General features: G+C 39.3%; 10 protein-coding genes and 2 riboswitches. Of the genes, 6 read left to right on the top strand and 4 right to left on the bottom strand.

Going from position 1 to position 13,507, the window contains the following annotated elements:
• Positions 1–103: 103 nt before the first annotated feature.
• The gene (locus tag LG329_RS11405; RefSeq protein ID WP_404450938.1) at positions 104–871 is read left to right on the top strand and encodes a TerC family protein; all 768 of its coding nucleotides are present in this window, start codon (positions 104–106) and stop codon (positions 869–871) included.
• Between the two features lie 308 nt (positions 872–1,179).
• The gene (locus LG329_RS11400; protein WP_404450937.1) at positions 1,180–2,913 is read left to right on the top strand and encodes an ABC transporter ATP-binding protein; all 1,734 of its coding nucleotides are present in this window, start codon (positions 1,180–1,182) and stop codon (positions 2,911–2,913) included.
• 35 nt (positions 2,914–2,948) lie between these two features.
• On the opposite strand, the gene LG329_RS11395 is transcribed toward LG329_RS11400, so the two are convergent.
• From LG329_RS11395 to LG329_RS11380, 4 genes are all read right to left on the bottom strand, one after another.
• On the bottom strand, positions 2,949–3,674 hold the full coding sequence (locus LG329_RS11395; RefSeq protein ID WP_404450936.1) for an EcsC family protein: 726 nt from the start codon (positions 3,672–3,674) through the stop codon (positions 2,949–2,951).
• 162 nt (positions 3,675–3,836) lie between these two features.
• Positions 3,837–4,322, bottom strand: a complete 486-nt coding sequence (locus tag LG329_RS11390; RefSeq protein ID WP_404450935.1) for a uracil-DNA glycosylase — start codon at positions 4,320–4,322, stop codon at positions 3,837–3,839.
• Between the two features lie 267 nt (positions 4,323–4,589).
• Positions 4,590–6,824: a bifunctional 2',3'-cyclic-nucleotide 2'-phosphodiesterase/3'-nucleotidase gene (locus LG329_RS11385; RefSeq protein ID WP_404450933.1), complete on the bottom strand. Its 2,235-nt coding sequence runs from the start codon at positions 6,822–6,824 to the stop codon at positions 4,590–4,592.
• Between the two features lie 108 nt (positions 6,825–6,932).
• On the bottom strand, positions 6,933–7,865 hold the full coding sequence (locus LG329_RS11380) for a fumarylacetoacetate hydrolase family protein (RefSeq protein ID WP_404450932.1): 933 nt from the start codon (positions 7,863–7,865) through the stop codon (positions 6,933–6,935).
• A gap of 141 nt (positions 7,866–8,006) precedes the next feature.
• Positions 8,007–8,108, top strand: a riboswitch (SAM riboswitch).
• A gap of 556 nt (positions 8,109–8,664) precedes the next feature.
• Between LG329_RS11380 and LG329_RS11375 the strand changes: the two genes are divergently transcribed.
• The 4 genes from LG329_RS11375 to metC all read left to right on the top strand — a co-directional run bounded on the left by LG329_RS11375 (position 8,665) and on the right by metC (position 13,444).
• A complete protein-coding gene (locus tag LG329_RS11375) occupies positions 8,665–9,714 on the top strand; it encodes a homocysteine S-methyltransferase family protein (protein WP_404450931.1) in 1,050 nt (349 codons plus the stop codon).
• A 63-nt stretch (positions 9,715–9,777) separates the two neighbouring features.
• Positions 9,778–10,884: a 5-methyltetrahydropteroyltriglutamate--homocysteine S-methyltransferase gene (locus LG329_RS11370; RefSeq protein WP_404450930.1), complete on the top strand. Its 1,107-nt coding sequence runs from the start codon at positions 9,778–9,780 to the stop codon at positions 10,882–10,884.
• Between the two features lie 56 nt (positions 10,885–10,940).
• A riboswitch (SAM riboswitch) is annotated at positions 10,941–11,049 on the top strand.
• 83 nt (positions 11,050–11,132) lie between these two features.
• A complete protein-coding gene (locus LG329_RS11365) occupies positions 11,133–12,254 on the top strand; it encodes a methionine biosynthesis PLP-dependent protein (RefSeq protein ID WP_404450929.1) in 1,122 nt (373 codons plus the stop codon).
• Positions 12,251–13,444, top strand: a complete 1,194-nt coding sequence (metC, locus tag LG329_RS11360) for a cystathionine beta-lyase (RefSeq protein WP_404450928.1) — start codon at positions 12,251–12,253, stop codon at positions 13,442–13,444. Before LG329_RS11365 ends, metC begins: the two co-directional genes overlap by 4 nt.
• Positions 13,445–13,507: the final 63 nt, after the last annotated feature.

Genomic DNA, 13,507 nt, shown 5'->3' with positions numbered 1-13,507 from the left:
ACCTTTGCCTATGTGGTAAAGGTCTATACATTTTTTTGGGGGCCTTTACCATACTAAGTGGTAAAAGCCTCTATTTTTTTATAATTAGGAAGGAGAAGTACATTTGGAATCAATTTGGTTAGAATATGGTTGGACATTATTAATACTAATTGGACTAGAGGGGATATTGTCTGCTGACAATGCACTCGTTCTGGCAGTTATAGCAAAGAACCTACCTGAGGAACAAAAAAAACGCGCTATAGACTATGGTATCTTGATGGCTTTTGTTTTTCGATTTGCCGCTATCTTTCTCATATCGTTTTTGGCAGGTGTGTGGCAGGTTCAGGCAATCGGAGCAGCATACCTCATTTATTTGGGTGTTAAACATGTTATTCATACGTTTTTCAGTTCGAAAGATGAAGATGATACAAATAAAGCAGAAGAAAAGGATGCAAAATTTTGGCCTACAGTTGCAAAGATTGGTGTAGCGGATATCGCTTTTGCAATTGACTCAATCCTTGCAGCCGTAGCACTTGCCGTCACATTGCCTCCATCACCTCTGCCTCAGTTCGGTGGTATGGATGGTGGAATATTTGCAGTAATCGTTGCTGGTACTGTTGCCGGATTAGTTTTAATTAAATTCGCAGCAAACTGGTTTGTAAAACTCCTGGACAAACGTCCTGGTTTAGAAACAACAGCATACCTTATCGTTGCATGGGTTGGTGTAAAGCTTGCCGTTATTACACTTTCACACGATGACATTAATGTATTACCGCACTCTTTCCCACATAGCACTGGATGGACAATCATTTTCTGGAGCATTCTCCTAGCCCTTGCTATAGGCGGATGGTTTCTTTCAGGGAAGAACAGTTCAGAGAAAGAGGAAAAATAACAAGACAAACAAAGCATCAATTGTTAAGAAAAGCGTAAGCGCCTTGGTCAGCCCCGACAAGTTTAAGACGAATCTCTTAGTGATGATTTTTATCACAAAGAGATTTGAATTAAAACCTCGAGGGGCTAGGCGCTGGAGCTGGACAGATTAACGCCAAAGTTTTATACCTTCTTTCCGTTTAATCAAAAAATCCTAACCTAGATTTTTCTAGTTAGGATTTTCTTTTGAATTCAAAACTCACACTAGCATTTTCCCGAAATTACATATGCTACAATGAAGAATATCTCAGGTGACAGGAGCCACAAAAGATGGAAAAACAACCAACTAGTTTAAAACCCTTCTTATCCCTTATACTATCAACCAAGGTCCCAAAACTCGCCCTAACAATCGGGCTAATCGCAAGTATAATTACCACGCTTGCAGGCCTTGTTGTACCTTTACTAACCAAAAACTTAGTGGATGATTTCTCGGTGTCATCAATTAGCATCCCACTAGTAGTAGGTATCGCAGTTGCATTTATTATTCAGGCAGTTGTAAATGGATTCTCTATATACTTACTTGCTGCTGTGGGACAAAAAATTGTCGCCAACCTCCGTGATCGCATGTGGAAAAAACTCATCCGCTTGCCTGTCGGCTATTTTGATAAAACATCAAGTGGAGAAACAGTAAGTCGTGTTGTTAACGATACAGGTATAGTAAGAGAATTAATTTCGGATCATTTCCCACAATTCATAACAGGTATTATTTCTATAATTGGTGCCGTTACAATTTTATTAATTATGGATTGGAAAATGACGCTATTAATGTTACTTTCCGTACCTATTACACTGGCTATTATGATCCCTTTAGGACGTAAAATGGCAAAAATCTCTCGCGGCCTACAAGATGAAACTGCTGTATTCACAGGACACATTCAACAAACGCTTGGTGAGATTCGTTTGATGAAATCATCAAATGCAGAAAAAAATGAAGAAACAAAAGGATTATCCGGAATTGGAAAATTACTGGGGTTCGGATTAAAGGAAGCTCGTGTTTTTGCTTTTATTGCACCAATTATGTATCTTGTTGTCATGGTAGTCATTGTTATGATTATTGGATACGGCGGAATGCGCGTTGCCAATGGAACCATGTCAACTGGTTCACTTGTTGCTTTTTTGCTTTATCTTTTCCAAATCATTATGCCGATTACATCATTTGCAATGTTTTTCACACAATTACAAAAGGCAAAAGGTGCAACAGAGCGTATTATTGAAATTCTAGAATTACCCCTTGAAGAAGGACAGGAAGGTTTAGAAATAGATATTGCTAACGAACCCGTTCACGTTAAAGATGTGTCTTTTGCTTATAGCGAAGACGAACCTGTACTTAAAAATGTGTCCTTCGACGCCCAACCTGGTGAAATGATTGCATTTGCAGGTCCATCTGGTGGTGGTAAGACAACTATGTTTGGATTACTAGAACAATTTTATAAGCCAACCACAGGGCAAATAAGAATCGGGAGCACCCCTATAAATGATTTAGCGATGAAATCATGGCGTAGTCAAATTGGCTACGTATCACAGGAAAGTGCGATGATGGCTGGAACGATTCGTGCAAATCTATGCTACGGATTGAATAATTGGGAGCAAATACCCGATGAACGTCTGTGGGATGTTGCCAAAATGGCATATGCCGATCAATTCATTCATGCCTTTCCAAATGGATTGGACACAGAAGTTGGAGAGCGTGGTATAAAACTATCCGGTGGCCAAAGACAACGTATTGCTATCGCACGAGCCTTTTTACGGGATCCGAAGATTCTTATGATGGATGAAGCAACAGCAAGTTTAGATAGTCAATCCGAAAGCGTAGTTCAACAAGCTTTAGCACGATTAATGGAGGGACGTACAACTTTTGTCATTGCCCACCGGCTATCAACAATTGTTGATGCAGATAAAATCGTTTTTATCGAAAATGGACAAGTAACAGGAAGTGGATCCCATAAGGAATTGATCCAAAAACACGCTTTATATCGTGAGTTTGCTGAACAGCAATTGACATAGTAGAGAAATAATCAAGCATCCTCAGGGACATTTATTCACCAGTCCTTCGGGGATGCTTTTATTATACGCAATCGGTACGTATTCATCGCCGTTTCCCCTAGATGATCAAGAAGATTATAGTTGGCATAAGCTCCGACAATTGCTCCAAATCCAGGTACTAATTGAAGCATTTTCACTAAATCGATATAGTCCCGGTACTCCTGCTGGAATTCTCTCCAATCCATATCGACAAGTGTCTTCCTTTCTTCCTCCCAATTTTCTATGATGCGAAATGTTTCTTTTCGCTTTTCATCACTCGAGAAGGCTAGCTTGAACACATGCAGAATAAATAAGCGCTCCTCAAATTCCTTCGTATCAAACCCATAAACGGTTGCTGCTTCATACAAAAACTTCATTTTAATTGATAAAAGCAATGGGAAATCAGCAATACCAAGCAGAATACCACCTGCACCCGTTCCCGCTCCTTCAATAACCGCTGTCTTCCGATAAGATGTTAGTTTTTTTCTAAGAAGTTCATCACGTTCCTCAAGATCCATTCCAGTTTCTTTTAGTTTCCTGGTCGTTATATTTGAACCAAACAGTGTTGCCTTTACCATATTCTTAATACTTTCGGTTAACACTTTATGGACCCTCTCAGGAATCATCTCCGTTACTTTCAGTTGTGCTTTCTTCGATAAACGGTTTACGATACCTGGCCCCTTTAGAATTTTTCTCTGCCAAGCTTCCAACTCTTGATAAACTTTTACTTCATATTCATTCATGTTCATACCATCCTAAGTTCTTTATTGGCCTTTATTTTATTATAATACACTGGTACGTTCCAGTGACTATTATTATGTGAGCAAAAATTCATTAACGTGTTTCCAAACCTACAAAAAAACACACGCCCGATAATATTACTAGAAATCGGAGCCGTGTGTTTATTATATTGAAATACTATTTAAATAATACTTCGCAACATATGTCCAGTCTTCTATAAATTTTGACCGTAAATTGGGACGACGGCGCACGGCTAATGGATGATAGGCTACAGTCGTTTGATATCCATGTACATCATGCATTGATCCACGTAACGTCTTTACTTCAGCATCGGGATCCTGAAAAAAAGATTGCACTGCCACATTTCCCAAACAAAAAATCAATTTAGGTTGTTTGGCTCTAAGTTGTCGGTACAGATGGTTCATACAGATCTGACGAACCCGCTCCTTTTCGTATTTTCGTACAGTTCTTCTTTTTAGGATATATGTCACATACAGGTCATCCATCTTCAGTCCAACATCATGAACAGCTTGTTGCAAGGTCTGCCTAGTTCCACAAACAAATTCATTACCTTCACGATCTTCGCGCGCGCCCGGGTTATCGAGAATAATCATAATCGGAGCATCTGGATTACCTTCGCCCCATACCATCCTCGAACCATGCTCGTAAAGGCCACATTCCTTTGCAGTCTGTACAGTCAGACGGGGTCAATTCTTCTGTTAATGAAACTGGACAAAAGTCTGTCAATGTTCTACCCTCCTTGCGTTCTTTTACAATTAAGGTATCCAAATTAAATTTTTTTAGCAGTAAGAAAGTATACATCCTTTCTTACTGCATAAGTGCAACTAAGGCTTTCACCATTAAAGCTTGGCGATAAGCCAAGTTTTCTAACAATGAAATGATAGTTGTGAATTTAGTTATTTCCAACTGTCCAATAGTTCATTGGCAGCATTATTTAAATTTTCCTTCGCATCAGCTGTGATAAATTTATCCATTGCCTTGTTATTTAAATGCTTCAGGAACCCTTCCATTTTCTTCATTGCTTGCTGCTTATGACCTTTTTCCAATTGATGCTCAGCTTGTTTCAGTTTATTGGTAAGTTGAACAGCAAGTGGATGATCAATTTTACCCGCTTCTACAAAATCAGCTACATCTTCCTGAGGAGTTGAAAGTGTCACAGGTTTTGATAAATCAATCCCATATTTCGCAAAACCGTTTGTACCTTCACCGATATAGGTGATATTTCCATCTGATTGGATGAACGGTTGTGCATCAGGTGATGATTGGAATGTCAACTGTGGATCACCTTCCATTTGAGCAAATGACCAGTTACCGTCTGCCGATGGATCAATCGTACCGTTTTCCTGAATATACTGAATGACCGCTTGTCTGTTTTGTATCTGTGGAGAAAGAACAATTTGACTACCGTCTAAATTAGGGAAGTTTCCACCTCCGCTTGCCCGGTAGTTATTCGTTGCAACTAGAAACGCTTGATCATCTTGCACAGGTTCACCATTGTAACGCAGATTTGTAATACGTTGTGCGTTCGGGTTAATCAGTTCACCGTCATTATTATAACGGGATGGTTCAGTAACATCAATTTCGTATGTTACCCCATCGATTACATCAAAATTATATGTTGAAAAGTCAAGGTCGACCATAGACTGTGGCTCGGAGGATTCTGGATTTATTTGGTTAAACTGTCCAGCCGACATTTCAAGCCACTGACGAATCTGCTCTCCATTCAGTTTTACAACTTTCAGGGTATTCGGGTATACGTAAAGGTCTGCAATGTTTTTGATAGCAACCGGTCCTTCTGGAATATACGTATAGTATCCGGGACCTCCTCTTCCACCAGCTTTAAATGGTGCAGCAGCTGATAAAATTGGCAGCCCTTCATATTCTGTTCCTTCTATCGCTTCTTTTGTATACCACTTTTGTGCATTTGAAACGATTTGTACAGAAGGATCGTCTTTTACTAATGCAAAATAGCTGTAAATCGGTGCGGTTGTTTCACCGACTTCTGAACGAATGTACTCAAGGGTTGCCTGGTGTTCTTCTGAAACGGCATCAAGAATTTCCTGATCTGGCTCAACAAGTGCTTCTCCGGTGGTTTCATCATAAATAGCTCGTACATCTGCACTAGAATCAATGACGTCCCAATCCTCACCGTTCTTTTCAAGTTTCAGATCAATAATTCCCAAGTGATTTCCCCAATAACCTGCTTCAACAGATGGGACTCCATTAATGGTTCCCTTTTCCAAGTTTACGCCTGGGATTCCCGCAAATGTTTCACTTGGAAAAGCTTCGTGGGCATGTCCAAACATAATCGCGTCGATGCCTTCCACTTCCGTCAAATTGTAAGTTGCATTTTCTTCACGCTCTTGGAGTTCAACTGATCCAAGACCAGAGTGAGGAATTGCTACAATAATATCAGCGCCCTGATCCTTCATGATTGGCACATATTTACTAGCAGTTTCATAGATACCTTTTGTAATAACATTTCCTTCAAGGTTAGCCTTATCCCATTGCATGATTTGTGGTGGAACAAAACCAATAACCCCAACATCTACGGTTTGTGTACTACCGTTCGTATCTACCACTTGTTTTTGCATGATTTTATATGGTTCAAAAAAGTGCTGATCATTAGTTGGATCGCTGTCTCCATCATCATAATACACATTAGCATTGATGTACGGGAAATTAGCATCATCTATCGCTTCCTTCAAAAAATCAATCCCGTAATTGAACTCGTGATTCCCGATGTTTGCTGCATCATAGTTCAATAAATTCATTGCTTTGTATACAGGATGAACTTCCCCTTCTTCAAGACCATTTCTAGCAACATAGTCCCCAAGTGGATTTCCTTGGAGCAGGTCGCCGTTGTCAAACAACATACTGTTTGTGGATTCACTACGCGCTTGCTTAATAAGTGTTGCCGTCAAAGCTAAACCGTATTGATTTGTGGGCGTGTCCTGATAATAGTTATAGTTTACAAGATTCACATGTATATCTGTTGTTTCCATGAGTCTCAAATTAACAATGCTGTTTTCCGTCGTTTCCGCATTTGTAGTGTTGCCACTGAATGGGACAAACATTAGCACCGCAATGAGAATAAAGAAAAAGACTTTTCCATTTATACCTCTTCTCATTTTGTAACCCCTTTCAAAATTTTTTGTCACTTTCTAGGTTAAGGGATTGATAGATATTTGGAAATAGTCTGTATGGCAGGGGTCATATGAATCAATTTATTTTTATTGTTATCGTTCGATTACTTTGTTTTCAAGCTTTCCTAACTTTTCTATTTCTAATGATACGACATCACCATCTTTTAAAAATTGTGGTGGATTCATAGCAAAACCTACCCCATTTGGTGTGCCCGTCAAGATAATATCTCCTGGTTTTAACGTGATTAAACCGGAAATAAACTCAATAAGGAATGGAACATCAAAAATTAAATGGCTTGTATTTGAGTTCTGACGCTCCTCACCATTCACAAATGAACGAATAGCTAAGTTGGATGGGTCAGGAACTTCTTCTGTCGTAACTACCCATGGTCCGACCGGTGTACTGCGGTCCAACGTTTTTCCCTGTAACCATTGAGCTGTTCTTTTTTGCAGGTCACGGGCGGATATATCGTTACCAATTGTATACCCAGCAATATAGTCCAATGCTTCTTGTTTATTAACATGCGACGCTTCTTTTCCAATTACTATCGCTAACTCAACTTCGTAATCTAGCTTGTCGGTGAAAGCGGACTTTTCAATATCATCCTCAGGACCAATTAATGCATTGTTGAATTTTGCAAAAAGAACAGGAAACTCAGGTATATCACTCTCCATCTCAGCTGCATGTTCGGCATAATTTTTACCAACACAAAGGATCTTGGAAGGAGCCGGAACTGGCGTACTCAATTGCAATTCATGCTGATCAAACATTAGACTGTCACCAGCATAAATTGCACTGTAATCACAAGCTTCCTTTGCCCGCTCTATTGCACTTGTTCCCATTGAAAAAAATGAAGATGGATCAGATGGAAGAAGGTTATCAATTGAATAGATTGCATCCTTTTCTTGTTTAGAAATCAGCAGTGCACGATAACTTTCCTGCAGATCAATTACTTTATTATCTACTACACACCCTATTCGAAAAGCACCGGGTTTCCCCTTAAATTTATAGCTAACTAATTTCATGACGTAACACTCCTCAATTCTTTAGATTGTATTTTTATTTATCGTACCATATTTTAATCTAAAAATATTCAAAATTTTCTCTTGACAATCGATGTTATCTTAGGTATTGTGTTCATTAATAACTTAATTGAATATGTAATTTTCTTATCCAGAGAGGTGGAGGGACTGGCCCTTAGATACCTCGGCAACAGACTTATGTAAGTACTGTGCCAATTCCAGAAGCGTAAAGCTTGAAGATAAGAAGAGTAACTAGCCACAGTGCCTAAACCTCTTCTTATTTACAGAAGAGGTTTTTTATTTTGGCTGTTTTAGTAAGGATTGTTGCTTTCGGGAGAACAGATATAAACTGCGGCGTAACTAAAAATCATGTTCAGTGCCTTGCAACCGCTACGGAAAAATCACTACGCTTTCCGCGGGCTTGCGCTGAGCCTCCTCGATCGCAAAAAACGCTCACTGCGGGGTCTCATCACTTCGCTTTCCCGCAGGAGTCTCCGTGTTTTTCCTTCGCTAACATGGTGTCTAGAAGCAGTGCTATATAGCTCCTTTCACTATTATGGCAGTTGATTGGAGCGGAGGACCGTTGACTCCTGCGGGAACAGCACGAGTCTGAAGACCCCGCAGCGGTGGTCTTCCGCGAGGAGGCTGAAGCCGTGCCCGCGGAAAGCAACGGTCCGTAGCGAAAATCAACAGCAGTTACGCTGCAGTTTATATTAACTATGTAGATGGAAAAGTAACAATGCGTACGAAAAGAGCCTTTATTTTAAGACCCAGCACGAAATGTATAGGAGGAGGAAAAGGGATGAAGCGTAGTTTAGAAGAACGGTTAAAAGAAGGTACTGTCATTGCAGGAGAAGGATATTTATTTGAGCTAGAACGAAGAGGGTATTTACAAGCAGGTTCCTTCGTTCCAGAAGTGGCACTTGATAATCCCGAGGCACTTAAACAAGCATATAGAGATTACATGAATGCTGGATCAGATGTTGTGTTGGCATTCACCTATAATGCACACAGGGAGAAAATGCGTATTATTGGTAAAGAAGAGTTATTAGAACCATTAAATAGAAATGCTATTCGTCTCGCAAAAGAAGTTGCTAAAGAGCATCCGAAAGAAGAAGCATTAGTGGCTGGAAATATATCTAATACGAATATCTTTGATCCAGAAGATCATGAATCAAAGGATAAAGTAAGAAGTATATTTGCTGAAATGGTGAAGTGGTGCAAGGAAGAAGGCGTTGACTTCATTAATGGTGAAACATTTTATTACCATGAAGAGGCGCTTATAGCATTGGAAGAAATCCTAAAACAGGATTTACCTGCAGTTATTACGTTTGGATTAATGGGTGAAAACATTTTAAGAGATGGCCATACGGTAGCTGAATCTTGTAAAATACTATCCGAAAAAGGGGCACTTGTTGTTGGGATGAATTGTTTCCGAGGGCCTGATACGATGCAACCATTTCTTGCTGATATACGGAAAAATGTTGATGGATATGTAGGTGGCCTGCCTATCCCTTATCGTACAACAGAAGATAATCCGACATTCTTTAATTTACCTGACGGAGGATGCAGCTGCCATTTACCGTTAGAAACGACCTTTCCAACTGCACTTGATCCACTTTATCATAATCGTTATGAATTAGCGGCATGGGCAAAAGAAGCAAAAGATATCGGTATTAATTATATCGGCTTGTGCTGTGGTGCATCTCCAGCTATGTTGCGTGCCGTGACAGAAGCAGTGGGACTTGAAGCAGTTAATTCAAAGTATTCACCTGATATGGAGAAACACTTCTTGTTTGGAAAAGACAAAACATTAAAGGAACATAATTTAGACTATCGGTTAAAAGCGTAATATGTGCAAGTATATTAAGGAATAACATTCAAAGATAAATAAAAAAGAAAGAAGGAATATAAAATGTCAATCACATTAACGAAAGCACCATTCAGAGCAGATCATGTTGGGAGCTTATTACGACCAGATAATCTGCACAAAGCGAGAAAGGAATTCAAAGAAGGTACTATCTCGGCAGAACAATTACGTGAGGTTGAAACAAAAGAAATTAAACGGGTTGTTGATAAACAAATTGAGATTGGATTAGAACTGGTTACAGACGGCGAATTCAGGCGCACCTGGTTCCACTTAGACTTTTTAGAGCACTTAAATGGGGTGGAAGGATATGTGCCTGAACAAGGATACCTATTTGCTGAAGGTGTAGAAACAGAGAAATATAACGTGCGAAATACAGGGAAAATTACTTTTAATCCAGACCACCCTCATATAAAAGACTTTGTTGAATTGAACGAAATCGTTAACGGTCGGGCAGTTGTTAAACAAACAATACCGAGTCCAAATCAATTATTTAACGTTGGTATTCATAACGAAGCTGTTTATCCAGATCTTGAAGAGTATGCGAATGATATTATAAAAGCGTATCAAGATGCAATTCAAGCCTTTTACAAAGCTGGTGTACGTTATTTACAATTAGATGATGTTTACATTGCTGGGCTTTCCGCACCCGAAATTCCATTCAATGATGGGAAGTATTCAAGAGAACAATTAATCGACCTGGCATTACGCGTAATCAACGGAGCTTTAGAAAATAAACCCGAAGATTTAGTTGTGACAACACACTTATGTCGTGGAAACTATCAATCTACTTGGGCATTTGAAGGAAGTTATGCACTTATCGCACCGACGTTATTAGCAAAAGAGAAGGTAGATGGCTTCTTTTTGGAATATGATGATGAACGTTCCGGAGATTTCAAACCGTTAGAATATATTCCGAATGGAGGCGCACAAGTAGTTCTAGGTGTCGTCACATCCAAAAACGGCGAACTTGAAGACAAAGAAGTAATTAAAGCACGCATTAAAGAAGCTTCCCAATACGTGCCGCTTGAACAATTATGCTTAAGTCCACAATGTGGATTCGCTTCAACTCACCTTGGTAATAAATTAACCGAGGAAGCACAGTGGAATAAATTGAAGTTTGTCGTCGATGTGGCAAAAGAAATTTGGAAGTAATACATCCTTTTAAACATTACAATCTAAGGACTGCCAGTAAAAAATTAATATACTTATTCTTATCAAGAGAGACGGAGGGATTGGCCCTGTGATGTCTCAGCAACCAGCCTGTTTAGGTCACGGTGCTAACTCCAATAGGTAATTACTTACCTACAAAGATAAGAAGATTGTTTTCGTTTTAGGGACCTTCTTCTTGATAAGAGGGTCCTTAACATTTTTACCGATTTCTTTTGAAAAGGGTGAATCACATGACAAATAAGAGTTTAGAAACTAGGTTGGTGCAATTAGGTAACAAGCGTGATGAGATTACTGGTGCCGTAAATCCACCAATCTATTTATCTACCGCTTACCAGCATCAAGGAATTGGTAAGTCAACTGGATTTGACTATACGCGTACAAAAAATCCAACTCGAGCTATTTTGGAAGAAGGAATTGCCAACCTGGAAGCTGGTGATTGTGGGTATGCATGCAGTTCTGGAATGGCAGCTATACAGTTAGCTCTTTCCCTTTTCCGTTCGGGTGATGAATTAATTGTTCCAGAAGATATTTATGGTGGCACCTACCGTTTACTTGCACATTATTCAGCTATCTATGATATACAGACAACGTATACAGACTTTAAGGAAGTAGACGTGACGGAGAAGTTAATCTCAACCAAAACAAAGGCATTATTTATTGAAACTCCAACTAACCCGTTAATGCAGGAAATTGATATCAGGCAGTACGCAACACTTGCTCATAAACACAACCTATTACTTATCGTTGACAACACGTTCTTAACCCCTTACCTTCAACAACCATTAGAGTTAGGTGCCGATATCGTTATTCATAGCGCTACTAAATACATTGGTGGACATAATGATGTGCTGGCTGGATTAGTAATTGCTAAAGGGAGAACAATCTGCGAAAAATTATCCATTATCCATAACGCTTCTGGCGGCGTCTTATCTCCCTTTGATTCATGGCTTATAATCAGGGGATTAAAAACACTTGCCTTACGGATGAAACAACATGGTGAAAATACAAAAAAGATAGCGGATTATTTATCAAATCAACCAATGATTTCTGACGTTTTGTACCCAGGTAAAGGTGGTATGCTATCATTTCGCCTTAAAGAAAGTAAATGGATTGAACCTTTCTTAGAAAATCTTCAGTTAATAACGTTCGCGGAAAGTCTTGGGGGAGTGGAGAGTTTCATTACTTATCCTTCAACCCAAACCCATGCAGACATTCCGCTTGAAGAACGGATTCGTCGTGGAATTGATGATCGATTATTACGATTTTCTGTTGGAATTGAACAGGCCGAAGACTTAATAACAGACTTAAATCAAGTATTTTCTGTATTAGAAAAGGAGGAGGTCAAGTTATGAGTATTTACGAGGATCAATTAGAGACAAGATTAATTCATGCTTCATCAAATGTAGACGTTGAACAGAAAACGGGTGCAGTAAACGTACCTATTTATCTATCATCCACTTTTCACCAGGAAAGCTTCGATCACTTTGGCCCATTTGATTATAGCCGGTCGGGAAACCCTACAAGGCAAGTATTGGAAAAAACAATTGCTGAGTTAGAAAGTGGTGCCAAGGGGTTAGCATTTGCTTCTGGAATGGCGGCTATCTCTTCAGCCTTCATGCTGCTTTCTGCTGGTGATCATGTTTTAGTTTCCAAAGATGTTTATGGAGGAACCTATAGGTTTGTTACGGAAGTGTTAAACAAATACAGGATTGATCACACATTTGTAGATACCACTGATTTAAGCCATCTTGCCAATACCATTAAACCAAATACAAAGGTTATATATATCGAAACACCTTCTAACCCATGTTTAAACATTACAGATATTGAAGGGGTTGTAAAAATCGCAAAAGCAAATAATTGTTTAACTTTTCTAGACAATACCTTTATGACACCACTTTATCAAAAACCAATTAAACTGGGTGTGGATATCGTACTTCATAGTGCTACCAAATTTTTATCTGGGCACAGTGATATTATTGCCGGTTTGGCTGTAACAAGGAATGAAGAACTCGGCGAAAGATTAGCCTTTATTCAGAACTCCTTTGGATCCATATTAGGTGCACAGGATTCTTATCTTTTAATCCAAGGTATTAAAACGTTGGGACCCCGTTTAAAACAGTCATCCGAATCAGCACACAAAATAGCTGTCTATCTAAATGGTCATCCATTAATTGAGAAGGTGTTCTATCCGGGTTTATCTTCTCATCCGGGTTATTCCATCCATGTTAACCAATCCAAGAGTTCAGGAGCGGTTCTATCATTCGAAATAGCAAATAAGGTAGAAGCTAAAGCATTTGTCGACCAAATTCGACTGCCAATTTTCGCTGTTAGTCTTGGAGCAGTCGAGACAATTCTCTCTCATCCAGCTACTATGTCCCATGCTGCATTGCCAAAAGAAGAAAGAAAGAAAAGAGGGATTACAGATGGATTGTTTAGACTTTCCGTTGGATTGGAACATGTGGATGATCTAATTGCAGATCTAAATCAAGCATTACATGCAGCACATCACCAAATATCGAAGGTTAGAATAACTAATTAGAAAGGTGTTAACAATATTCGCTGTGTTTGTTTTGACAGCGTGCAGCCGCATTTTTCTGTTGAA

It is taken from the genome of Virgibacillus necropolis (genome assembly GCF_044793635.1).
In the GTDB taxonomy this organism is placed as follows: domain Bacteria; phylum Bacillota; class Bacilli; order Bacillales; family Amphibacillaceae; genus Virgibacillus_F; species Virgibacillus_F necropolis_A.
The sequence above is the reverse complement of the archived record's forward strand: the minus strand, read 5'-3'. Positions and strand labels throughout refer to the sequence as shown.